Origin of the sequence: Olsenella urininfantis (assembly GCF_900155635.1) — a bacterium.
GTDB lineage: Bacteria > Actinomycetota > Coriobacteriia > Coriobacteriales > Atopobiaceae > Olsenella_G > Olsenella_G urininfantis.
On the sequence record NZ_LT732540.1, the window covers coordinates 338858 to 362929 of the forward strand.

Consider the following 24072-nt stretch of genomic DNA (forward strand, 5'->3'; position numbering starts at 1 on the left):
GCGGTTGGGACCATACCGCCATCGCCGACAATAGTTATGGAAATCCTCAACTTCCCGTCCCCTAGGAGAAGCCATGTTCTGTTCCAACTGCGGCGCCCGCCTGGGCGAAGCCGACCGCTTCTGCAGCACCTGCGGCGCGCCCGCCTCGTCCGCACCCCCCGAGCCAAGGGCCGCGCGCACCCCTCGTCGAAGCGATGCCGAGAAGGTCGCCGCGCTCATCACGCGCATGCAGTCCGGCAGGGACGACAGCGCCTTCTCGGAGCTCTTCGAGCAGACGAAGCGCTACGTGGCCTTTCTGGTCAGGAAGAGCGGCGTGCCCGAGAGCGACGTGGATGACGTGCTCCAAAACGTGTTCGTGTCCATCTATCGCGACCTTCCCGCGCTGAGGGACCCTCGCGCGGGGCTGGGCTGGATAAAGAGCCTCGCCTGCCATCGCGCGGCAGACTTCCTGCGCTCCCGGCATGACGCGCTGCTGGCGGACGAGCAGACCCAGGACTGGCTTTCTGGGGGAGGGGAGGGCACCGCGGCGGACGAGGGATCGCTGGCCAGCTCCTTTGACCTTCCGGGGGAGGCCCTCGAGCGCGAGGAGGTCTGCCAGGTCATACGGTCCTTCATCGAGGAACTGCCGCAGGACCAGCAACGCCTCTTCCTGACGCGCTACATGGGCGGCCTCTCGTCGAGCGACATAGCCCAGAGCTGGGGCTTGAACGCAAACACCGTGCGCAGCCAGCTGTCCCGCGCGCGCAAGACCCTGCAGGAGCGGATCGACTCCTACTCCGAGGAGCGCGGCTACAAGCTCTACGCCATGGACGGCGTCGCGCTTGCGCTCCTGCTCTTCCAGGGGGAGCTGGATGCCACGCAGGTGGGCTGCACCGCAGCCCAGGTGATCTCGCGGCTGTCCGCTCCGGCCCCGGCCCCCGGCGCGCCGTCTGCGGCCGTTCCTGCGCCTGCCGGCGGACAGGCGTCAACGGCCGTCACGACCGCAGCCAAGGCGGGCGTTCCCTTTGCCGTCAAGCTTGCGGGAATGGTCGTTGCGGCAACGGTTCTGGGAGGTGGCGCCAGCTACGGCCTGTGGCGTGCCAACGAGGCGCCTCGTCCCCAGGGACAAGCCCAGGAGGAGGTTGGCGCCCAAGAGGGCGAGAAGGAGCCCGCCCTGGACAGGCAAAAGGTGGCCGAGCTCTACGCCAGCACGCTTGACCAGGTATCGAGCTACGACTTCTTCGAGGGCCTCGAGGGCATGGCCCCCTCGGGCTCCTACAGCTACGCGTTGGCGGACATGAACCAGGATGGCATCCCCGAGCTGGTCGTCGAGGCGGATGCCGGCGCCGGCATGAGCGCCGTGCGCGTCTTCTCGTCCAACGCCGATGGCAGCAAGCTCCTTGCGCCCAGCGGCTCCTTGATGACGGGTGCCGCGTCCGCTGGCGGCTTCCGCGGTGGGGTGCTTGCCTCCAGCAAGGCGGATGGGCTCCTCTACAGCACCCTGTCCAGCGGAAGTGGAAGCGTGAGCGTGTATAGGGCCCACATCGAGGGCGAGAGGCTTGTGCAGGGTGACCCTGTGTACCAGTTCAACGTTGCCTCGGGTGACGACGGCTTCTCTGCCGAGAGCCAGCCTCTCGAGTTCACGGCCTCGGCCGACCGGGCCCCGCTCTATGCCTGGGCGGGAATGGAGGCGCCAGAGACGGCTCAGGGCAGCGCACCCTCCGGTGGCTCCTCCCTCGATGCGGCAATAGCCGCTGCCCGGGACCAGGGGCTCTCGGTCTACACGGGCACGCTGCGCATCGTCTCTGGGTACGAGCTGCTTGAGATCCAAAGGTCCCAGTCTGCGGGCATGGACCTCGGATCAATCAATGCCGAGGAGGCGTTTGGCTCCCGCGCTCTCTCGTCGGACTACGCGATCCTTATGCTCGACGGGCCAACCGACGTGCTGGCGGGCAATGGTGACGGCAGGGGGCAGCGAGAGGCTACCGCCACGATGATCTGCCTGCTTGGCGAGAACGGCGACGTCTCTTCCTGGCAGGCCCATGACGGGCAGCGCGTCACGGTGTCCATCGACCCCAACCGCAGCTGGTGGCCGTCGGATGCGAGCCTGCCTCTTGGCGTGCCGCGCACCATGACGGGGCAGCTGCTCTCGTAGCAGGGACCTTTCGTCGGGGGGCTAGCGCCTCAGCACCACCTCGAGCGCGTCGGACTCCATGCCGGCGCGCTCGATCACGCGGCAGAAGCCGTCGAACCACTCCCTGCGCCGGCCCTTCCCAGAGCGGGAGAGCTCGATGCGCGCGAGCCCGCCCACCTCGCCCAGGCAGTCGGACAGCGCCGCGAGGTTGTTGCCGTAGTAGCTTGGAAACCCCAGCTCATGGGCCAGGAAGTGGTGCAGCTCCTCGGGCGTCGCAAAGTCCGTCTCCGCAATGCGCAGCTCCTTCATGCGGGTACCTCCTGGCCTAGTAGAGCCGCTCGAAGCTCTTGTAGTGATCTGGCGTGTAGTAGACAAGGCCGTCGTTGGAGAACACGATGCGCTCGGCGCCTCGGCAGCCGCCCTGGTAGTTGATGTCGCACTCCGTCCAACGGCGCCCCTTGGCCTCGGGCAGCAGGCCGTCGTCGTTGTAGAAGCGGCCGCCTCCGATGGACTTTCCTGGCAGGACGTCGTCCAGGTTTCCCTTTTCGGCTTCCCAGCCCGCCTCCTTGGCCTTGGTCTTGCTCACGAAGTTCGCGGGCAGGTGCCCAAACTGGTGAATGTAGGTCGCGACCTCGCCCTTGCCGGTGTAGCTGCCGTCCTCGACCACCTCCACCTGGGTGGTCGCGCTGTCGGAGATGCTGGTGATGGACGAGGGGGCCTTTGTCGCGAGCCCCCTTCCCAGCGAGAGAACCAGCGCCAGCACCAGCATGACGGCGCCGCTCGCGAGCGTGGTGGTCTTTCGCCTGGATGCCCTCTGGTTGCTTGGTCTCATGGGTGGCCCTCCGAGGTGGCTTGCGTGCGGTTGGGGGAGAGTGGACGGCGTTCTTGGCCCCACACTAGCACTGCCTGAGGTGGGCAGATGCGCGCCTCTTGTGCGGTGGGGCGAGTTTCCTGCGCGTTGGCCCACCGTAGGGACCCCGTCAGGTGGGCCAACGCGCAGGATACGGCCCGTGACCCGCCAAAACGACGTGTTCACCCACCAAAACGGTGTCCGAAGGTGGGCCAATGTGCGCATTTCGGTCGAGAGAGGCGCTGGGCTGCGCATTCGCCCACTTGGGGGCAGCGCGGGGGTGGGCCAATGCGCCCGAGAGGGCCCGCGGCGCGGCAGAACGGCACGTCTGCCCACTTGCGCTCGCCCACGCGGCCCTGGCCGCTAGAACAGGGGCAGCTCGCCTGTGATCGGGTCGATCTGCTCGGCGTAGAGGGGCTCGAACGCCAGGCAGGTGAAGGTGGGCTCCCCATGGAACTCGGTCAGCCCCGCGTCGCGCACCAATGCCACGGCAAAGCCCTTCTCGCGGCCCCTCCCGGCAATCTCCAGCAGCGCCTCCTCGGAGTCCACGTACACGCAGACCTTGGCAACGCCTGCGTCAAACCAGTCCGAGAGGGGCGTGCGTGGCGTGCCGCCGTCTTCCAGATACACCCAGCCCTCGTCCTCCGTGACGCGAACTTGCGAGAGTCTCCCCTCGCGCGCCAGCGCCATGAGCGTGGCCTCCACGCAGGCGTGGCCTGACTGGGCTGCGATCTTGCCCTTGCGCATCTTGAGGTCGCGCCTCATGACGATCATCTGCTTCGACTTGTAGGAATGCACTGGCATGGGGATCTCCTGCCCGCTTGCGCTCGTGTTGAAAAAGTGGCCGGCCCAAACGGGTCCGGCCACTCATCTTAGCTGCTTGACGCACTAAGAGGCGACGTCCTATTCAGGGTCCATGGGGAAGGAGTACTCGGCCAGGGCCACAACGCGCGTGATGTCCTCCACGATCTGCTCGCACCTCTCGGCGCCCAGAAGGTCGATGACCTGGTTGACCAGCTCGAGAAGGTTCTTGTACTCGTCGTGGAACATCTGAGCCTGGTCAAGGTTCATGCGGACGAAGACGCGGCGACGGTCTATCTTGGAGTGCTCACGGGTGATGATGCCCTTGTCCTCAAGCTTGTTGAGGTTGCGGTTCACCTGCGACTTCCTGATCTTGGTGCGCGCGGCGATCTCGGTGGGCGTGAGCTTCTTCTCCGGGTCGCGCTCGATCTGCCTGAACAGCACGTAGCAGACAAGCATCTCGTTGTGGGTCAGTCCAGCGGTAACACGGATGTTCTCGGCGGTCGTCGAGAGGCTCAGCCACGCGTCAAGCAAAGACTCGTCTACGTTTTTCATGCTCATCTCTTTCGGTGAAAGTAATCAGCTGATATATATCGTGCATCCTTCTGAAATATTAGCGATATAGCAATCAATAGGAAAGCCTGCGAAGAAAATCTATCTCGCTATTCCTCGACCTCGAGGAGCTCAATCTCGAAGTTGAGGGCCTTGCCTGCCATCTCGTGGTTGAGGTCCAGGTAGAGCATCTCGGGCGTCACCTTGAAGACGGTGGCGGGCACGGGGTGGCCCTCAGGGGACTGCAGCATGAGCTTCTCGCCTACCTTGATGCCCCTCATCTGGGTGGGAACCTGAGACATGGGGAACTCCTGCACCAGCTCCTCGCGACGGGGGCCATAGGCCTCCTCGCTCTCCAGGCGGATGGTCTGCCTCTGCCCCACGGACATGTCCCTCACCGCCCTGTCGAATCCAGGGATCATCTGGCCGGCCATGCAGGTGAAGGCCAGGGGCTCACCGCGGTCCAGGGAGGAGTCGAACTTGCTGCCGTCGTCCAGGGTGCCGGTGTAGTGGACCTTGACCCTCTTGCCCTCGTTGCCCATTGCTGGCTCCATTCTCTGCGGATTTCCTGCCGCAGCGCTCCATGATTGCTTGTCCTGCTTCCCGGATGGGGACAATCGGTTGACAACAGATGATGTATACCCAGTAGGAACAGGATAGCGTAGCACGCTGCGGCTTTGTTATCCTAGGTGAGTAAAACTCGTCCAACCAACCGAAGCGTCAAACCACGAGGCTGACATGCTCAACAAGAGACTCCTTGATCTTGTGCCTGGTGCCATGAGGCACGTTCTGGCAACCGTCGGGGCGCAGTGGGGTGGGCTCCTCGCCGACATGGCCCTTATCTGGTCCGTGTGCGAGCTGCTCTTTGCGCTGGCGTCCGGGATCTTCCCCGCGCTTTCGACGCCGCTGGCGGTGGCCCTGCTCGCGTGCGCGGCCAAGCTGCTCTCGGTCAGGGCTGCCGGTCGCGAGAGCTTTGCCGCGGCCGCCGACGTGAAGCGCATCCTGCGCCATGAGGTGTACGAGAAACTCCTGCGACTGGGCCCCGGATACACCAAGAGCATGGCAACGGCCGAGGTGGTACAGCTGGCAGTCGAGGGCTGCGAGCAGCTCGAGACCTACTTTGGCCAGTACCTGCCCCAGCTCTTCTTCTCGGTCCTGGCACCCGTCACCCTCTTTGTGGCACTTTTCCCCCTGAGCTGGCAGTCCGCACTGGTGCTGCTGGCCTTCGTCCCGCTCATTCCCCTGGCCATCGTGCTGGTGCAGAAGATCGCGAAGCGCATCCTGTCTGGCTACTGGGACGAGTACACCGGCTTGGGCGACTCCTTCCTCGAGAACCTCCAGGGGCTCACCACCCTCAAGATCTACCAGGCGGACGCCGCGCGCCATGAGGCGATGGACCAGGAGGCGGAGCGCTTCCGCGTGGTGACCATGCAGGTGCTGCGCATGCAGCTCAACTCCATCATCGTTATGGACGTGGTTGCCCTGGGAGGGGCTGCCGCGGGCATGGCCGTCGCCCTCTTCCAGCTCTCTGCCGGCACGATGGACCTCAAGGGCGCGCTGCTCGTGGTGCTCCTCTCGGCCGACTTCTTCCTTCCCATGCGCCGCCTGGGCTCCTACTTCCACATTGCCATGAACGGCATGGCGGCCTCCGACAAGATCTTCCGGCTGCTGGACCTCGAGGAACCCGCACACGTGGGCAGCGACGAGCCCCTGCCTGGCGATCACCTGCTCATGAGCCACGTTGGCTTCTCCTGGGACGGGCAGCGAGAGGTGCTGCACGACGTCTCCATCGACGTCCCCGCAGTGGGCCTCACCGCCATCGTGGGCGAGTCGGGCTCGGGCAAGTCCACGGCCGCCGCGCTGCTCTCCGGCAGGGCCGTCCCCCAGGAGGGGGCGGTGCTCCTTGGCGGCAAGCCCCTCGGGAGCTTCGGCAGGGAGGCGCTTGCGCGCTATGTCACGTGCGTTCCCAGCGCGAGCTACCTCTTCGCGGGAAGCGTCAGGGAGAACCTGCGGATGGGAGACCCCGGCGCCAGCGACGAGGACATGTGGTCGGTGCTCGAGGGCGTCGAGCTTGCCGACTTCCTCCGTGCGCAGGAGGGGCTGGACACCCGTCTTGGGCAGCAGGGGGAGAACCTCTCGGGCGGGCAGCGCCAGAGGCTTGCCCTCGCCCGGGCGCTTCTGCACAACTCGCCCGTCTACATTCTGGACGAGGCCACCAGCAACATCGATGCCGAGAGCGAGGATGCCATCATGGCGGCCGTGCGCGGCATCGCCCGCTACAAGGCCGTCGTGGTGATCAGCCACCGCCTAGCCAACGTCACCGCCGCCCGTCGCATCTATGTGATCGACAAGGGGCAGGTGGCAGGCGTGGGCGACCATGAGCAGCTATTGGTGTCCAGCGAGAGCTATCGACGGCTATGGGAGAGCCAGCAGGCGCTTGAGCACTTCGTCCCCGTGGCCGCGGAAGAGGCGGGCCCTGAGGAGGCGCTTGATGCAGAGAAGAACTAACGCGCAGGTCATGTGGCGCATGCTGGGCTTGGTCAAGCCCCTGGCCGCTGTGATGGCGGCCGCTGTCGCCTGTGGCGTGGCAGGCTTCTGCTGCGCCATCTTCCTGCCGGTTCTGGCAGGCGCGCAGGCACTCGCCATTGCGTCTGGCGCCGCACTGCCCCTGTCGATGGCAGGCTGCGTCGTGGTGCTGGCGGTCCTTGCCATCGCCCGCGGCGTGCTGCACTACGTGGAGCAGAGCTGCAACCACTACATAGCCTTCAAGCTCCTGGCGCACGTCAGGAGCCTGGTGTTCGGCAGGCTGCGCGAGCTCAGCCCGGCAAAGCTTGCAGGAGCCGACCGCGGCGGCCTGGTCTCCATCCTCACGTCCGACGTGGAGCTCCTCGAGGTCTTCTTCGCGCACACCATCTCTCCCGTGGCGATTGCCCTCGTGACGTCCGCCCTCATGGTCTGCTTCGTGGGGGGCTTCGCCTGGCAGCTGGGGCTGGTCGCTGCGCTCGCGTACCTCTTCGTGGGCGCCTGCGTGCCGCTCGTGGCCTCGCGCCTCTCGGGAGGGGAGGGCCGCGCGTCCAGGGATCGGGCTGCGGGCCTTTCCACCTTCGTCCTTGACGGGCTGCGCGGGCTGGAGGAGGTTCTGCAGTTCGGGGCGGGACCGGCGCGCCTCGAGCGCCTGGACGCCCTCTCCCGCGAGCTGGTGGCGAGCCAGGGGAGGCTGAGGGGCGTCGCGGCAATGGGGGAGGGCATGGCGGGGGTCGCCATCACCCTGTTCTCCCTGGCAGAGCTTCTTGTGGGTATCTCGCTCATGAGGGCGGGCATGGTCTGCGCGGACGCCGTGCTCGTCTCCACCATCGCCCTCTTCAGCTCCTTTGGCCCCGTCGTCGCCCTGGCGAACCTGGGCTCCACCCTGCAGGGCACGCTTGCCTCGGCCAACCGCGTCCTGGACATCCTGGACGAGGAGCCTGTGGTGGAGGACGTGCTCGAGGGGGAGGAGCCGGAGTTCGATGGCGCCACCCTGCGTCACGTGAGCTTCTCCTACGACGAGGAGCGCATCCTGGACGACGTCTCCCTCGACATCCCGCGCGGCGGCATCGTGGGCGTCACGGGCAGGAGCGGCTCGGGCAAGTCCACGCTCTGCCGCCTGCTTATGCGCTTCTGGGACCCCGACCGCGGCCAGGTAGCGGTCTCTGACAGCAGGCTGGACGCCATCGCCACCAGCCACCTTCGCGGACTTGAGGCGCTGGTCGAGCAGGACTGCTGCCTCTTCCATGACAGCATCAGGGACAACCTTCTCATCGCGAAGCCCGACGCCACCCAGGAGGAGCTCGAGAGGGCCTGCCGCGCCGCCTCGGTGCACGACTTCATCATGAGCCTGCCCGAGGGCTACGACAGCATGGTGGGGGAGCTGGGAGACACGCTGAGCGGCGGGGAGCGCCAACGCCTGGGGCTTGCCCGCGCCTTCCTGCACGATGCCCCGCTGCTCATCCTGGACGAGCCCACCAGCAACCTTGACTCCCTCAACGAGGGCATCATCCTGCGCAGCCTTGACGCCCAGCGTGCCAAGCGCACGGTGCTGCTCGTCAGCCATCGTGCCTCGACGATGGCGGTGGCCGAGCATGCCGTCTCGATGGACAGCGGACGCATGAGCTAGCCCTGCCCGCGCAAAAGCGAGTATCGTACTGTCTTGGTCTTCAGCGAGTGGAGAGGGGGCGGCTGCTGTGGCAGACCACGGCTTCATAGGCGTGTTTGACTCTGGCCTGGGCGGCATCAGCGTTCTCAACCGCCTTGTGGGCCTCCTGCCCCATGAGCGCTTCGTCTACTTCGGCGACTCGGCCCACAACCCCTACGGGGCGAAGACCCCGCAGCAGATCCTGGGGTATTCCCGAGAGATCTGTGCCAACTTCGTTGACGAGGGCGCAAAGGCCCTGGTCATCGCCTGTAACACCGCAACCAGCGTTGCCGCGGACATCCTGCGCGCAGAGCATCCCGAGCTGCCCATCGTGGGCATCGAGCCCGCGCTGAAGCTGGCCGTGGAGCAGGGCGGGAAAGGTGGCCCGACGGCGCACGGGCGCATTTTGGTCATGGCCACCCCCGTGACCCTCGGCCTGGAGAAGTTCCAGCAGCTGGCTCGCAGCTGCGGCTCTTCGGCCGAGGTCGTCGAGGCTCCCTGCCCCGGCCTGGCACACCGCATCGAGCAGGGACGGCTTGAGGACGAGGACCTGCTCGAGCTCATCCGAAGCCTGGTGGGGGAGCATCGCGGCAAGGTGGACTCCGTGGTGCTGGGCTGCACGCACTATCCCTTCGTGCGCGCCCAGATCGCGGAGGTGCTGGGGGAGGTCCCCTTCTTCGACGGGGGGCCTGGCGCCTCGCATCGCCTGCGGGATCTGCTTGCGAGAGAGGCCCTCCTGGCACCAGAGGGCCAAGAGGGCGGCGTGAGCTTCCGCTCCAGCGCCCAGGACGCAGGGACGCTGGAGCGCTACCGGCGCTTCTTCGAGATGAGGCTCTAGGAGGCTCGCCTCTTTCCCCAGTAGAAGAGGGCGACGGTGCCGGGGCCCGTGTGGCAGCCGATCGTGGCGCCAATGTCAAAGTGCCGCACGCGTCCGTCCATCTGGGGGAAGGCCTCTTCTATCATCGAGGCGAGCTCGGTCGCATCCCCAAGGCACTCGGAGTTGCTGGCGAACACCTTTCCAGAGTAGGCTCCCCTGTCCTGGGCAAGCTGCTCCATGAGCTCGAGCACGCGCCTCTCCGCCCTGCGCTTGGTGCGGATCTTCTCCACCACGCGCAGGCTGCCGTCCGGTGCCACGTCCATCACGGGGCAGATCTTCAGGAGCCCGCCGATGAGGCCGGAGGCCTTGGATATGCGCCCCCCTCGGATGAAGAAGCTGAGGTCCGACGAGAAGAACCAGTGCTGCAGCTCCAGGCGGTGCTCCTCGGCCCAGGCCGCGAGCTCCCCTGCGTCCATGCCCTCGTCTCGCAGGCTGGCGAGCCTCTCCATGAGCAGGCCGTAGCCCGCGGAGGCGCAGAGGGAATCCACCACGTAGAGCCTCCGCTCGGGGAATTCCTGCGCCAGGGCGTCACGGGCGCCGCAGGCGGAGTTGTAGGTGCCGGAGATGCCGGACGAGAGCGTCACGTGCAGGATGTCTCGCCCCTCCTCCAGAAGGGGCCTCCAGAGCCTCACGTACTCGCCCATGCTCACCTGAGAGGTCTTGACCTGGCTGCCGTCAAGCATGAGGCTGTAGAGCTCGGCGGGGGAGTGGGTTTTGCCGAAGTCGTCCTTGCAGGGCTCGCCATCCAGCTCATAGTTGAAGCATACGTAGCGGATGTCGTGCTCCTGCAGGAAGGCCTCGCTTACGTCTGCAGTCGAACAGCAGCTCAGGACTGGCCTGGCCATGGCAGCTCCTCTTCGCTCGCTTTGATGCTCCCATCTTACGATACGCGCTTTTTCACGTCTGCGGGCACGGCTTTCAGCCCAGAAGGCACCGGATGGGCCCTTGGGCAACGGCGCCTGCCCGCTTATCACCCTGCCCCGCCGATGCGGCACGAAAAGGGGCCGCCGCAAGAGCGGCGACCCCTGGGACGTGCGAGTGTGGCGGAAGGCCAGGCTACTTGGACATTGCCTCCTCGACGGCAACGGCGCAGGCAACCGTGCAGCCAACCATGGGGTTGTTGCCCATGCCAATGAGGCCCATCATGTCCACGTGCGCGGGGACGGAGGAGGAGCCGGCAAACTGGGCACTGGAGTGCATGCGCCCCATGGTGTCGGTCATGCCATAGGAGGCGGGACCGGCACCCATGTTGTCCGGGTGCAGGGTACGGCCGGTGCCGCCACCCGAGGCCACGGAGAAGTACTTCTTGCCGGCCAGCGTGCGCTCCTTGAAGTAGGTGCCCGCGACGGGATGCTGGAAGCGCGTGGGGTTGGTGGAGTTGCCGGTGATGGAGATGTCGACGTTCTCGTGCCACATGATGGCAACGCCCTCGCGGACGTCGTCGGCACCGTAGCAGTTGACCATGGATCGGGGGCCGTCGGAGTAGGCGACGGTCTTCACGACCTCAAGCTCGCTGGTGAAGTAGTCGAACTTGGTGTGCACGTAGGTGAAGCCGTTGATGCGGGCGATGATCTGCGCCGCGTCCTTGCCCAGGCCGTTCAGGATGACGCGCAGGGGCTTCTTGCGGGCCTTGTTGGCGTTGTTGGCGATGCCGATGGCGCCCTCGGCGGCCGCGAAGGACTCGTGGCCGGCCAGGAAGGCGAAGCACTCGGTGTCCTCGCCCAGGAGCATGGCGCCCAGGTTGCCATGGCCCAGCCCAACCTTGCGGTCCTCGGCAACGGATCCGGGGACGCAGAAGGCCTGCAGGCCCTCGCCGATGGCCGAGGCGGCCTCGGAAGCGGTCCTGGCGCCCTTCTTCACCGCGATGGCGCAGCCCAGGACGTAGGCCCACTTGGCGTTCTCGAACGCAATGGACTGGATGTCGGTGGTGATGTCATATGGGTTGAAGCCCAGGTCGGTGCAGATCCTGAGGGCATCCTCGAGGTCGGAGATGCCGTACTGCTCGCAGGTCTTGCTGATCTTGTCGATGCGGCGCTCATAGCCTTCGAACGTAACAGCCACTATGCTCACTCCCTTCTCTACTGTTCGCGGGGATCGATGACCTTGGCGGGGTTGTCCCACTGGCCATAGCGACCCATCGCGTCGTCGACCGCCTGCTTGGGGTCGGTGCCCTTCTTGATCGCCTCGGTGAACTTGCCGAGGTTGAGGTACTCGAAGCCGATGATCTCGTCGCGCTCGTTGAGGGCGAGGTGAGTCACGTAGCCCTGAGCAAGCTCGAGGTAGCGCGCGCCCTTGGCCTTGGTGCCGTAGGTGGTGCCCACCATGGAGCGCAGGCCCTTGCCCAGGTCGTCGAGGCCGGCGCCCACGGGCAGGCCGCCCTCGGAGAAGGCGGTCTGGCTGCGACCGTAGACGATCTGCAGGAAGAGCTCGCGCATGGCGACGTTGATGGCATCGCAGACCAGGTCGGTGTTGAGGGCTTCGAGGATGGTCTTGCCAGGGAGGATCTCTGCGGCCATTGCGGCGGAGTGCGTCATGCCGGAGCAGCCGATGGTCTCGACGAGGGCCTCCTCGATCACGCCCTCCTTGATGTTGAGGCTGAGCTTGCAGGCGCCCTGCTGGGGAGCGCACCAGCCAATGCCGTGCGTGTAGCCGGAGATGTCACTGATCTCCTTGGCCTGGACCCACTTGCCCTCCTCGGGGATGGGCGCAGGGCCGTGGTACGCGCCCTTGGCGACGGGGCACATCTGTTCCACTTCTGCGGAATACTGCATGGTTCTCCTCTCCACCACATGCGCGCCAAGGCCCTTTCCTGTGGCGCATCTATCCGGTGCCGTTGGACATAGGCCAACGAATCCAGTGTACGGCACGTCGCGGGAGAGATGAATGCCGATGAATAAGTCAAGTGAAAAAATGGGGTCAATCGGTTAAACGATGCCAAATCGTGGTCCAATAAAGTATACCTATACTAACTTTAACGGCGCGCGGGGCGGCGCGCCTCCTCTCCGCGCGTAGATGGGCAGATGCGCCGCCTGGGCCTCCAGTGGGCGAGAGATGCCGCATTGACCTACCGCTGCGGCCCCTGCGAGTGGGTCAATGCGCGCTTTTCGCCATGGGACGGCCGAGATTGGCGCATCTGCCCACCTGCGCCACCTACCCCGGCATGACCACGTATAATCCCCCCCCATGAGAAAATGCGAACACCTGCCCGTCTGGGCCCATGAGCTTCTGCTGGCCCTCTCTGCCGTGGTGTGGGGAGGTGCCTTCATCGTGCTGAAGGGCGCCCTGGACGCCATGGACCCCGGCTGGCTGCTGACGCTGCGCTTCGGGGCCGCGACCCTCATCCTGGGGGCGCTGTTCTGGCACCGCCTCAGGGACAACCTCGACCTCAGCCACCTCCTGGCGGGCTTTGTGATGGGCCTTCCCGAGGGCCTCGCCTTCCTGGTGCAGAACGTGGGCCTCGTAGGCACCACGCCTGGGAGGAACGCCTTCCTCACCACCACCTACTGCGTGATGGTGCCCTTCCTGGGATGGCTCTTGCTGGGCCGCCGCCCTGGCGCTAACAACGTCCTTGCCGCGATCATGGCGCTCGCGGGCGTGGGCCTCATCTCTCTGGGAGAGGGCTTTTCCCTGGAGCTCTCCCAAGGAGACGCGCTCACGCTCCTCTCTGCCCTCTTCTTCGCCCTCAACATCATCGCGGTGGGGCGCTTTGGCAGCGCGCATGACAGCATCACTGCCACGGTGGTCATGTTCGGCACCTGCGCCCTCGTCTGCCTGGCATATGCCATGGTCGCCGAGCCCCTTCCCCGGTTGGGCGGGCTCGGCACTGACTTCTGGTGGCAGATGTCCTACGTGGTGCTGCTTTCCACCATCGCCGCACTGCTCATCCAGAACATGGCCCAGAGGCACGTGGAGCCCTCCAAGGCCGCGCTGATCCTCTCCCTGGAGAGCGTCTTTGCCGTGATCTTCAGCCTGCTCTTCTACGGAGAGCAGGTCACTCTTCGCCTGGCTGCGGGCTTTGCGCTGATCTTTGGTGCCGTGCTGGTGAGCGAGCTGTTGGTGGCTGGCTCCAAAGGGGAGGGTCTTCCGGCCTAGGCCACCGTCTCCTGACGCGCGTCACCGCCGCCCTCAAGACGGCGGCTCCCCTTGCGTGGGGATGTCCCTTGGAGCTAACGTAAGGGGATTCGTTTCTTGCGCTTCTCTCCGGGAGGTCACGCTGCATGATTTCGGAAGACGCTCTCAACGCGCTGTGCCGGCCGGCCATCCTCGGCCGTGCGCAGATCATCGCGCGGCGGGAGGGACGGCTCTGGAAGAGGCGCCTGAGCTATGAGGGGTCGCTTACCAAGCTCGAGGCGTACGTTGACTCCGCAACGGGCTACGAGGATCACTACCATGCGCGCATCTGCTTTGACGAGGCCGCGGACAAGGTCGTCTCGTACTCCTGCACCTGCCCCGCCGCCGCGCGCTACCCCGGCCCCTGCAAGCACAGCGTGGCCCTCGCGCTGGACTTCAACCGCGACCCCGCACGCTACGAGGGCTTTGACAGGCTGCAGCACGTGAGCACCAGCTCCGTCTTGGGGGAGTATCTGGACAAGCTTGCCGCGCCTGCGCGCCCGCACTCCATGGCGCATGTCGAGGAGCCCGCGGGTGCGGTTCGCCTGGACCTCTCCCTGCTGCACGAGAGGGACCTCTTTGCGCGCTTCAGCGTGGCGGGTGCGCATGGCGCATACGCGATGCGCAGCATCTCAGACTTCGTGAGCCGCCTGGGGACGGGTGACTGGTTCGAGTACGGAAAGAAGCTGGCCTTCACCCACGAGATGGGGGCCTTCGACGATGCCTCGGCGCAGGTGGCGCGCTTTCTCGTTCGCTGCGTGCAGAACCGCCGCGCGTTCGCCGCCGAGAAGGTGCATGGCCGCGTCTACGGGTCCGCTGGGTCCGCGCAGGCCACCTTGGGCAGGGAGCTGCGCCTCTCGGGGCCGGAGGCGGACGAGCTTCTGGGGCTCTACCTCGGCCGCACCGTGGAGTTCGAGGAGGCGGGGCGCGTGCACAGGGAGGCGGGCGCGCGCCACCTCGTGGTGCGTGACGGCGACCCCGAGGCTCGCCTCTTGATCGAGGCCGCCCCCGACTCGGCCTTCGAGCTCAGGCGTGAGACCGGCCTCGACTTCTTCTCTACGGGAGAGAGGCTCTACGCCCTCGACGGGCGAGCGCTCTGGCGCTGCACCCCCCGGCTGGAGGCCGTCTCGGGCTTCCTCACGGGGGTGTGGGCCAGCCCCAGCTCGCAGCTCCTTCTTGCCGAGAAGGACGTGCCGCGCTTTGCCGCGAGCGTGCTGCCGCGCCTGGAGCGCGCCCTGGAGGTGGAGGTCCCAAGGGAGCTGGAGGCCTTGCGTCCCGAGCCCCTCAGGCTCGAGTTCGTGCTGGACAGCACGTCCCAAGGCGTCAGCTGCGATCTGCTGGCGCTCTACGGGGAGGAGGTCCACCATCTTCTGGACCGCGGTGAGCAGCTCGGTGCCGGCCCCGGTCGTAAGCTGGAGGAGGAGGCGGAGGCGCGCCGGCTTGTTGCCCGCTATTTCCCGCTGCCCCGCGTTGGCGCCGAGCCCGCTGGGGTTGCGCTCATTCCGCGCGGGGACGATGACGCAACAGCTCAACTGGTTTTTGGTGGCGTGTCCGAGCTTGCCCGCATGGGCAAGGTGCTTGCGTCGGACTCCTTCCTGAAGCTGGCAAGCCCTGCGCGGCCGCGTCTGCACATGGGCCTCTCGCTGCACGCCAACCTCATTGACCTGGAGGTGTCTGCCGAGGACCTGCCCCTGGACGAGCTCTATGCGCTGCTGTCGAGCTACCGCGAGCAGAAGCGCTTCCACCGCCTGAGGGACGGGTCGTTCGTGGACCTTTCGCAGCTTGACCTCAGGGAGGCCGCCTCCCTTGCCGAGGAGCTGGGCCTGAGCGCGCGCCAGCTCTCTGCGGGGCACGCCGAGATACCCGCCTACAAGGCCTTCCTCTTGGACTCTCTGGCCCAGCAGGCCGACCGAGACGCATCCTTCGAGAAGTACCTGGATGACTTCCGCAGCATTGACCCGGCGAGCTTCGAGGCGCCCGCGTCCATTTCGGACAGGTTGCGACCCTACCAGCTGGCTGGCTACCAATGGCTGCGCGCCCTCGTGGAGATGGACCTGGGCGGCATCCTCGCGGACGAGATGGGCCTGGGCAAGTCCATACAGCTCATCTCCCTGCTTCTCTCCCAGCGGGGGAGGGGCTCCACCCTGGTGGTGTGCCCCGCTTCCCTGGTCTACAACTGGCTTGAGGAGTTTGGCAAGTTCGCCCCGCAGATTGACGTGGTTGCGGTGGCGGGCAGCGCCCCTGAGCGCGAGCGGCTGAGGGCCGAGGCGCACGAGGTCTACATCAGCTCCTACGACCTGGTCAGGCGAGACGTGCGCGAGTGGGCGCGGAAGCCGCTCTGGTGCGAGGTGCTCGACGAGGCCCAGTACATAAAGAACCACGAGACGCTCTCCGCGCGTGCGGTGAAGGCGCTTGACGCGCGCCATCGCCTGGCCCTCACGGGCACGCCCATCGAGAATCGCCTCTCGGAGCTCTGGAGCATCTTCGACTTCCTGATGCCCGGGCTCCTCGGCACGCACGAGCGCTTCCGCGAGCGCTACGAGCAGCCGGCGCTCGAGGGGGACGATGAGGCGGTCACGTCCCTGGCCTCGGCGGCGGGCCCCTTCATCCTGCGGAGGCTCAAGTCCCAGGTGCTGAAGGACCTGCCCGAGAAGATGGAGCAGGTGGTCTACGCCCGCATGGACGGGGAGCAGCGGACGCTGTACGCCGCGCACGAGCAGGCGCTGCGCCTCTCGCTGACAAGCCAGACCGAAAGCGCGTTCGACCAGGGCAAGCTGCAGGTGCTGGCAGAGCTCACCAAGCTGAGGCAGATCTGCTGCGACCCGCGCCTGCTCTATGCGGACTACGACGGCGAGTCCTGCAAGCTGGAGACCATCATGGAACTCATAGCGTCCGTGGTGGACTCTCAGAAGAAGATGCTCGTGTTCTCCCAGTTCACAAGCTATCTCTCGCTCATCCGGAAGCGCCTGGACGAGCAGGGCGTCGCCCATTACACCATCACGGGCGCAACGCCCAAGCGCCAGCGCGTGGACCTGGTGAACGCCTTCAACTCGGATGAGACCCCGGTGTTCCTCATCTCGCTCAAGGCCGGCGGGACGGGCCTCAACCTGGTTGGCGCCCAGGTGGTCATCCACGCCGACCCCTGGTGGAATGCCGCGGCCCAGAACCAGGCCACCGACCGCGCCCATCGCATAGGCCAGACGCGCGACGTCACGGTGTACAAGGTGATCGCGAAGGACAGCATCGAGGACCGCATCCTTGCTCTGCAAGAGATCAAGAGCAGCCTGGCGAGCCAGGTTGTGGAGGCGGACGGCTGCTTGAGCCTCGCAAGCCTGCGCAAGGAGGACCTGATAGACCTTCTTGGGTAGAACCTATCCCAGGGACCATGCGGCCCGTCATCCCATCCGGGGTGGTGGGCCATCTCGTATAGGGAGGAAGCGGTCGAATGGTGTTTCAGACTAACGACGACGAGGTCGTCTTCCTGGGCGACGATGGCGACATCAAGGGATGCGTCGAGTTTCCCGAGGTGGAGGAGGGCGTCGTGGACATCAGCAGGACCTTCGTCGCGCCCAGCGAGCGTGGCATGGGGCTTGCCGGGCGCCTCATGGGCAGGGCTGTGGCGCACATCCGCTCGGAGGGCAAGAAGGTTCGTCTGAGCTGCGGCTACGCTCAGGATTGGTTCGCCCGGCACCCCGAGAACAACGACCTTCTCGCCTAGCCGCCCAACTGCGGGTGGGCCAACACGCACTTTTCGTTTGAGATGGGCTTCAAGCAACGCATTGGCCCACCGGAGGCGCCTGCCCCGGTGGGCCAATGCGTTGCTTGAAGCCTGTGGGCCCTCGCTACGAGAGCAGCATCCTGTCGTTTGCCAGCTCGCCGCCTGAGACCTCCTCGAACTTCTGCAGCAGGTCACCTACGCGCAGCTGGGACTTCTTGTCACCGGAGACGTCGAAGATCACGTTGCCCTCATGCATCATGATAAGGCGGTTGCCCAGGCGGATGGCGTCGTTCATGTTGTGGGTCACCATGAGGGTGGTGAGCCGGTGCTCCTCCACCACGCGCCCGGTCAGTTCCAGCACCTTTGCCGCGGTCTTGGGGTCCAGAGCCGCCGTGTGCTCGTCAAGGAGCAGCAGCTTGGGCTTCTTGAGCGTAGCCATGAGCAGGGTGAGCGCCTGCCGCTGGCCGCCGGAGAGCAGACCCACCTTCGAGCTCAGGCGGCTCTCCAGCCCTAGGTCAAGCGTGGCAAGCTGGCGTGCGTACTCCTCGCGCTCCTCTCGTGAGGTCCCCCACGAGAGCCCCCTGCCCTCGCCGCGCCTGCGGGCAAGCGCCAGGTTCTCCACGATCTGCATGTCCGCCGCAGTCCCGCGCATGGGGTCTTGGAACACGCGCCCCAGGTTCTTGGCCCGCTGGTGCTCGGACAGCCTGCTTACGTCCTCGCCATCCAGCTCGATGGTCCCAAGGTCCAGGGGAAAGACGCCGGCAATCATGTTGAGCAGGGTGGACTTGCCCGCACCGTTTCCGCCGATCACGGTGACGAAGTCCCCGGCGGCGAGGTGGAGGTTCACTCCGGTGAGCGCGGGCTTCTCGTTTACCGTCCCGCGGTTGAAGGTCTTGGTGACGTTCCTGAGGGTCAGCATCTTACAGCTCCCCTCCCTTCGAGTACGAGCGCCTCAGCTGGCCGCGCTCGACCATGACGGGCACCACCAGCGCAATGGCAACGATCGCTGCCGAGAGCAGCTTCATGTCGTTGGGGTCGAGCCCCAGCTGCAGGACGATGGCACGAATGAGGAAGTAGACCACAGAGCCCACCACCGCAGAGGTCAGGCGGCTGCCAAAGGCGTGAATCCCGCCTGGCACCAAGCGGCCCAGCACCTCTCCGATGACGATGGCGGCGAGGCCTATGACGATGGCGCCGGTGCCCATGCCGATGTCCGCGTACTTCTGGCTCTGGCAGATCAGGGCTCCCGAGAGGCCCACCAGGCCGTTGGAGATGGCCAGGGCGATGAGCTTGGTCACGCGCACGTCGATGCCCAGGGCTCGGCACATGTCCTCGTTGTTGCCGGTGGCTCGCATGGCCGAGCCTATCTCGGTGCCAAAGAACCAGTACATGAGGGCGATGACCACGGCAGCTATCGCCAGGCCCACCAGCATGGTGGCAACGGGCTGGCTCACGCCGAGGATCCCCGCCACGCGCGTGAAGACGGTGTCCACGTTGAGCAGGGGGGTGTTGGACTTGCCCATGACGCGCAGGTTGATGGACCAGAGCGCGATCTGGGTCAGGATTCCCGCGAGGATCGCCGGGATGTCGAAGAGGGTGTGCAGGCAGCCCGTCACGAGCCCCGCAACGATGCCCGCCATGGTTCCCAGGAGCACGGATGCCACGGGGTCGAGCCCAAGGGAGACCGAGGCCACGGCGGCCACGCAGCCGCCCAGGGCAAAGCTGCCGTCCACCGTGAGGTCGGCGATGTCCAGCATCTTGTAGGTGATGAAGACCCCCAGCACCATGATGCCCCAGAGAATTCCCTGAGAGACGGCTCCTAACAGAGCAAGTGACATGTAATCCCCCAAACCTGATGATGTGCCCCGCAGCGACCGCAGGGGCACATTCCCGTATCCCAAACCGCCTTGCCGCGAGCTCCCTCGCCGCTAGGCGTTGGCCCTGGTGACGTCAATGCCCAGCGCGGACGCCGTCTGCTCGTTGATGGTGAGCTCGCAGTCCTCGGCCTTGAGGTACTCGATGGCCATCTCGGCAGGCCTGGCCTCCCCGCGAAGGATGCGCACGGCCATCTCGCCCGTCTTGTATCCCAGCCGGTGGTAGTCGATGCCATAGGTGGCAAGGCCGCCCTTCATGACCATGCCGCCCTCGCCACAGATCACGGGAATCTTGTTCTCGTTCGCCACCATGCCAACCGTGGCCATGCCCGCGGCGATGGTGTTGTCCGTGGGGGCGTAGCAGGCGTCCACGTTGCCCACCATGGACTCCACCACCTGCTGTATCTCGTTGGAGCTGGACACGGAGTAGCGCTGTGTCTGCATGCCACGCGCGGCGGCGGCCTTCTCCGCCAGCGAGACCTGAACGTCGGAGTTCGACTCGGCGGAGCAGTAGAGCAGTCCCACCCTCCTTGCGTCGGGAACCAGCTTGGCCAGGAGGTCGAACTGCTCGTTGACGGGAGTGAGGTCGGAGGTTCCGGTTACGTTCTTGCCGGGCGCCTCGTTTGAGGCGACGAGTCCCGAGGCGACGTAGTCAGTTATCGCGGTGCCAACGATGGGAATGTCGCCCGTCGCGCCGGCAACCGCCTGAGCGGCGGGGGTCGCTATGGCAAGGATGAGGTCGCACTGGTCGTTCACGAACTTCATGGCAATGGTCTGGCAGGCAGACTGGTCGTTCTGCGCGTTCTGCTGGTCTGCCGTGTAGCTGATCTTCGAGTCGTCCAGCGCCTGGATGAAGCCCGCGTTTGCCGCGTCGAGGGCGCTGTGCTCCGTGAGCTGCAGCACGCCGATCCTGTATCCGTCAGACCTCTTGGCCGAGCATCCCGCCACGCCAAAGGCGGCCAGCCCTCCGATCAGTGCGATGACATCGCGACGCGTGATGTTTCTGCTCATGCTGAACGCCTCCTCATGTGGACGTCGGTCTTTGCACCCAGGGTGCCCTGCAGGCCTCGGGCGAGGCTCCAAGGAATCATCGTCCGTCTGCGGACGTGCGTCCTCTCGATTGCGGGAGCTATTACACGCTCGTAACTCTTTGGGCAAAACGCCGCCGCGCGTCCGTGCGCAGCGGACCGGCCCGCCTGGCGCAGGCGGATGCCTTGCTGATGTCAATACAAGTGAAAAGGCCGCGGTTGCCGTAGTTGGTTGCGCTATCATGAATACGCTTTGGTTTGTGCCTCGGGGGGGATGTATGGGCATGGGCCAAATCAGCATCTTGCTGCAATAAGCCGCCAGGTAACTGGCGGACCGTATCGCTTCGAAGGAGAGGATATGGCGAGAAAATTCAAGTCAATGGACGGTAACGAGGCGGCGTCATGGGTGTCATACGCCTTCACCGAGGTGGCGGGCATCTACCCGATCACGCCGTCCAGTCCCATGGCCGACCATGTTGACCAGTGGGCTGCGAAGGGTCTGAAGAACGTCTTCGGAACCCCTGTGAAGGTTGTCGAGATGGAGTCCGAGGCCGGTGCCGCCGGCACCGTCCACGGCTCCCTGGGTGCTGGTGCCCTCACCACCACCTACACGGCTTCCCAGGGCCTGCTCCTCATGATCCCCAACATGTACAAGATCGCCGGCGAGGGCCTGCCTGGCGTCTTCCATGTCTCCGCGCGTACCGTCGCCACCCACGCCCTCAACATCTTTGGCGACCACTCCGATGTCATGGCCTGTCGCCAGACCGGCTTCGCCATGCTCGCCGAGGGCAACGTCCAGGAGGTCATGGACCTCGCCCCCGTGGCACACCTCGCGGCCATCGAGGGCAAGACGCCCTTCGTCAACTTCTTCGACGGCTTCCGCACCTCCCACGAGATCCAGAAGGTTGCCACCTGGGACTTCGAGGACCTCAAGGACATGCTTAACATGGACGCCGTCCAGGAGTTCCGCGATCATGCGCTGAACCCCGAGCACCCGCATTCCCGTGGTGCCCACGAGAACGGCGACATCTTCTTCCAGCACCGCGAGGCCTGCAACGGCACCTACGACGCGCTGCCTGCCGTGGTCGAGTCCTACATGGACAAGATCAACGAGAAGCTTGGCACCAGCTACCACCTGTTCGACTACTACGGTGCCGCCGACGCGGACCGCGTGGTGGTCTGCATGGGCTCCTTCTGCGACACGCTCGAGGAGGTCATCGACTACCTCAACGCCCACGGCGAGAAGGTCGGCCTGGTCAAGGTCCGCCTGTACCGCCCCTGGTCCATCGAGCACTTCGTCAAGGCGCTGCCTGCCAGCGTCAAGAAGATCGCGGTCCTGGACCGCACCAAGGAGCCCGGCTCCATTGGCGAGCCCCTCTACCAGGACGTCGTGAACGCCCTCTATGAGGCCGGCATGAGCGACCTCACGGTCGTGGGCGGCCGCTACGGCCTTGGCTCCAAGGACACCACCCCTGCCGACGCCTTCGCCGTCTATGCCGAGCTCGAGAAGGACGCGCCCAGGCGCGAGTTCACCATCGGCATCGTGGACGACCTCACCAACCTCTCGCTCCCTCGCGAGGAGGACGTCCCCAGCACCTCCGCACCCGGCACCATCGAGTGCAAGTTCTGGGGCCTGGGCGGCGACGGCACGGTTGGCGCCAACAAGAACTCCATCAAGATCATCGGCGACCACACCGACAAGTACGTCCAGGCCTACTTCCAGTACGACTCGAAGAAGACCGGCGGCGTGACCGTCAGCCACCTGCGTTTCGGCGACTCTCCCATCCGCTCGCCCTACTACGTGACCAAGGCGGACTTCGTGGCCTGCCACAACCCCTCCTATATCACCAAGGGCTTCAAGATGGTCCGCGATGTCAAGCCAGGCGGAACCTTCCTGATCAACTGCCAGTGGGATCTTGAGGAGCTTTCCCACCACCTCAACGCCGAGGCCAAGCGCTACATCGTGAAGAACGACATCCAGGTCTACGCGATCGACGCCATCGACCTCGCCATAGAGGTCGGCATGGGCAAGCGCACCAACACCATTCTGCAGTCCGCCTTCTTCGCGCTGGCCAAGGTCCTGCCCGCCGAGGAGGCCCTGCAGTACATGAAGGACGCGGCCACCAAGTCCTACTCCAAGAAGGGCGAGGCCGTGGTTGCCGCCAACCACAAGGCCATCGACGCCGGCGCGACCGCCTTCAAGAAGCTCGAGATCCCCGCCGACTGGGCCACTGCCACCGACGAGCACGTCGAGCTGACCCTCGAGGGCCGCGAGGCCATCGTCAGGCAGGTCAAGGAGCTCCTCGGCCCCATCAACCTGATGGACGGTGACTCCCTGCCCGTCTCTGCCTTCAAGGGCAACGCAGACGGCCAGTGGGAGCTGGGCGCCTCTGCCTACGAGAAGCGGGGCATCGCCGTCATGGTTCCCCACTGGGACGAGTCCAAGTGCATCCAGTGCAACCAGTGCGCCTACGTGTGCCCCCATGCCACCATCCGCCCGTTCGCCATGGACGAGGCCGAGGCTGCCGCGGCACCCGAGAACACGCGCACGGTTGACCTCAAGATGCCCAAGAACACCGGCTACAAGTTCGGCATCACCGTCAGCCCGCTCGACTGCATGGGCTGCACCAACTGTGCCTACATCTGCCCCGTTGACGCCCTGACCATGACCCCGCAGGAGCAGGAGCTCCCCGAGCAGGAGGTCTGGGACTACGCCGTCAACCACGTCTCCGAGAAGAGCGAGCTGGTGTCCGACGCCAATGTCAAGGGGTCCCAGTTCCACAAGCCCCTGCTCGAGTTCTCCGGCTCCTGCGCCGGCTGCGCCGAGACCTCCTATGCGCGTCTCATCACCCAGCTCTTCGGCGACCGCATGTTCATCTCCAATGCCACCGGCTGCTCCTCCATCTGGGGCAACCCCGCCGCAACCTCTCCGTACACCACCACCTGCGAGGGCCATGGCCCTGCCTGGAACAACTCGCTCTTCGAGGACAACGCCGAGCATGGCCTGGGCATGTCCGTGGGCTACAAGGCGGTTCAGGAGAAGCTTGCTGCCGAGACCGAGGCCCTCATCGCCTCTGGTCCCGTGAGTGAGGAGCTCAAGGCCGCCGCCGAGGCTTGGCTCGAGAACAAGGACAAGGCTGGTGACAGCAAGGTCTGCGCAGACCGTCTCGTGGCCGAGCTGGAGAAGGACGGCTCCGACGCCGCCAAGTCCATCCTGGCCGACAAGTCCTACCTCTCCAAGAAGTCCTTCTGGATCTTCGGCGGCGACGGCTGGGCCTACGACATAGGCTTTGGCGGCCTGGACCACGTCCTTGCCTCCGGCAACGACGTCAACGTCTTCGTCTTTGACACCGAGGTCTACTCCAACACCGGTGGTCAGGCATCCAAGGCTTCCAACCTCGGACAGGTTGCCCAGTTCGCGGCTGCCGGCAAGGACGTGAAGAAGAAGTCCCTCGCCGAGATTGCCATGTCCTACGGTTACGTCTACGTGGCCCAGGTTGCCATGGGCGCCAACCCCATGCAGACCCTCAAGGCGATTGCCGAGGCCGAGGCCTACCCCGGACCCTCTCTGATCATTGGCTACAGCCCCTGCGAGATGCACTCCATCAAGAAGGGTGGCATGCAGCACGCCCAGGAGGAGATGAAGAAGGCCGTCGAGTGTGGCTACTGGAACCTCTTCCGCTTCAACCCCAATGCCGCCGCAGGCAAGAAGTTCGTCCTGGATTCCAAGGAGCCCAAGGGTGGCTACCAGGAGTTCCTGATGAACGAGGCTCGCTACGCGCGTCTGGTCAACGAGTTCCCCGACCGTGCGACCGAGCTCTTCGAGCGCAACGAGCAGGCTGCCATGGATCGCTACCAGCACCTTCTCAGGCTCAAGACGCTCTACTCCGAGGAGTAGGCTGAGCCAAGCTCTGAGCAGCCAGCAGAAAGGCCCGGGCGAATCTCTTCGTCCGGGCCTTTCCCATGTGGATCTTGCAT

19 protein-coding genes are annotated in these 24072 nt (G+C 65.5%); 8 read left to right on the top strand and 11 right to left on the bottom strand.

All coding sequences use genetic code 11. The features are described from left to right. Positions 1-73 precede the first annotated feature (73 nt). Positions 74-2134, top strand: coding sequence for a sigma-70 family RNA polymerase sigma factor (locus tag CZ375_RS01545; protein WP_077597568.1), 2061 nt, complete (start codon positions 74-76; stop codon positions 2132-2134). A gap of 21 nt (positions 2135-2155) precedes the next feature. Here CZ375_RS01545 and CZ375_RS01550 read toward each other — a convergent pair whose 3' ends face one another. The 5 genes from CZ375_RS01550 to CZ375_RS01570 form a co-directional block, all read right to left on the bottom strand. Beyond that, a complete protein-coding gene (locus tag CZ375_RS01550; protein ID WP_077597569.1) occupies positions 2156-2422 on the bottom strand; it encodes a barstar family protein in 267 nt (88 codons plus the stop codon). A gap of 16 nt (positions 2423-2438) precedes the next feature. Further along, positions 2439-2945: a ribonuclease domain-containing protein gene (locus tag CZ375_RS01555; protein ID WP_200799674.1), complete on the bottom strand. Its 507-nt coding sequence runs from the start codon at positions 2943-2945 to the stop codon at positions 2439-2441. A 381-nt stretch (positions 2946-3326) separates the two neighbouring features. Further along, complete coding sequence (gene pth2 / locus CZ375_RS01560; RefSeq protein WP_077597570.1) at positions 3327-3767, bottom strand: aminoacyl-tRNA hydrolase; 441 nt, start codon at positions 3765-3767, stop codon at positions 3327-3329. Positions 3768-3866: 99 nt separating this feature from the next. After that, positions 3867-4319 (bottom strand): MarR family winged helix-turn-helix transcriptional regulator, encoded by a 453-nt coding sequence (locus CZ375_RS01565; RefSeq protein WP_159438335.1) that lies wholly within the window; start codon positions 4317-4319, stop codon positions 3867-3869. 107 nt (positions 4320-4426) lie between these two features. Then, positions 4427-4858: an FKBP-type peptidyl-prolyl cis-trans isomerase gene (locus tag CZ375_RS01570; RefSeq protein ID WP_077597572.1), complete on the bottom strand. Its 432-nt coding sequence runs from the start codon at positions 4856-4858 to the stop codon at positions 4427-4429. Positions 4859-5054: 196 nt separating this feature from the next. On the opposite strand from CZ375_RS01570, the gene CZ375_RS01575 reads away from it, so the two are divergent. From CZ375_RS01575 to murI, 3 genes are all read left to right on the top strand, one after another. Then, positions 5055-6824: an ABC transporter ATP-binding protein/permease gene (locus tag CZ375_RS01575; RefSeq protein ID WP_077597573.1), complete on the top strand. Its 1770-nt coding sequence runs from the start codon at positions 5055-5057 to the stop codon at positions 6822-6824. Continuing rightward, positions 6808-8469 carry a thiol reductant ABC exporter subunit CydC gene (gene cydC, locus CZ375_RS01580; RefSeq protein WP_234966795.1) on the top strand — a complete coding sequence of 554 codons (1662 nt, stop codon included), beginning with the start codon at positions 6808-6810 and terminating at the stop codon, positions 8467-8469. The genes CZ375_RS01575 and cydC overlap by 17 nt, the downstream gene beginning before the upstream one ends. Positions 8470-8536: 67 nt before the next feature. After that, complete coding sequence (gene murI / locus CZ375_RS01585; RefSeq protein WP_077597575.1) at positions 8537-9325, top strand: glutamate racemase; 789 nt, start codon at positions 8537-8539, stop codon at positions 9323-9325. Here the strand turns inward: murI and CZ375_RS01590 are convergent. The 3 genes from CZ375_RS01590 to CZ375_RS01600 form a co-directional block, all read right to left on the bottom strand. Further along, positions 9322-10209: a DegV family protein gene (locus CZ375_RS01590; protein WP_077597576.1), complete on the bottom strand. Its 888-nt coding sequence runs from the start codon at positions 10207-10209 to the stop codon at positions 9322-9324. The two genes, murI and CZ375_RS01590, sit on opposite strands and share 4 nt — an antisense overlap. A 211-nt stretch (positions 10210-10420) precedes the next feature. Next, entirely contained in the window at positions 10421-11425 is a 1005-nt protein-coding gene (locus tag CZ375_RS01595) for a GGGtGRT protein (RefSeq protein ID WP_077597577.1), read from the bottom strand. Positions 11426-11442: 17 nt separating this feature from the next. Then, the gene (locus CZ375_RS01600; RefSeq protein ID WP_077597578.1) at positions 11443-12135 is read right to left on the bottom strand and encodes an iron-sulfur cluster assembly scaffold protein; all 693 of its coding nucleotides are present in this window, start codon (positions 12133-12135) and stop codon (positions 11443-11445) included. 412 nt (positions 12136-12547) lie between these two features. Between CZ375_RS01600 and CZ375_RS01605 the strand changes: the two genes are divergently transcribed. The 3 genes from CZ375_RS01605 to CZ375_RS01615 all read left to right on the top strand — a co-directional run bounded on the left by CZ375_RS01605 (position 12548) and on the right by CZ375_RS01615 (position 17192). Further along, the gene (locus CZ375_RS01605) at positions 12548-13456 is read left to right on the top strand and encodes a DMT family transporter (protein ID WP_077597579.1); all 909 of its coding nucleotides are present in this window, start codon (positions 12548-12550) and stop codon (positions 13454-13456) included. Positions 13457-13581: 125 nt separating this feature from the next. Further along, positions 13582-16842, top strand: coding sequence for a DEAD/DEAH box helicase (locus tag CZ375_RS01610; protein WP_077597580.1), 3261 nt, complete (start codon positions 13582-13584; stop codon positions 16840-16842). Between the two features lie 77 nt (positions 16843-16919). Further along, positions 16920-17192 carry a GNAT family N-acetyltransferase gene (locus tag CZ375_RS01615; protein ID WP_077597581.1) on the top strand — a complete coding sequence of 91 codons (273 nt, stop codon included), beginning with the start codon at positions 16920-16922 and terminating at the stop codon, positions 17190-17192. Between the two features lie 124 nt (positions 17193-17316). On the opposite strand, the gene CZ375_RS01620 is transcribed toward CZ375_RS01615, so the two are convergent. From CZ375_RS01620 to CZ375_RS01630, 3 genes are all read right to left on the bottom strand, one after another. Further along, the gene (locus tag CZ375_RS01620; RefSeq protein ID WP_077597582.1) at positions 17317-18111 is read right to left on the bottom strand and encodes an ABC transporter ATP-binding protein; all 795 of its coding nucleotides are present in this window, start codon (positions 18109-18111) and stop codon (positions 17317-17319) included. Position 18112: 1 nt separating this feature from the next. Next, positions 18113-19030 carry an ABC transporter permease gene (locus CZ375_RS01625; protein WP_077597583.1) on the bottom strand — a complete coding sequence of 306 codons (918 nt, stop codon included), beginning with the start codon at positions 19028-19030 and terminating at the stop codon, positions 18113-18115. A 90-nt stretch (positions 19031-19120) separates the two neighbouring features. After that, the gene (locus CZ375_RS01630) at positions 19121-20077 is read right to left on the bottom strand and encodes an ABC transporter substrate-binding protein (protein WP_077597584.1); all 957 of its coding nucleotides are present in this window, start codon (positions 20075-20077) and stop codon (positions 19121-19123) included. A gap of 375 nt (positions 20078-20452) precedes the next feature. Between CZ375_RS01630 and nifJ the strand changes: the two genes are divergently transcribed. Beyond that, positions 20453-23992 (top strand): pyruvate:ferredoxin (flavodoxin) oxidoreductase, encoded by a 3540-nt coding sequence (nifJ, locus tag CZ375_RS01635; protein ID WP_077597585.1) that lies wholly within the window; start codon positions 20453-20455, stop codon positions 23990-23992. The last annotated feature ends 80 nt before the right edge of the window (positions 23993-24072 follow it).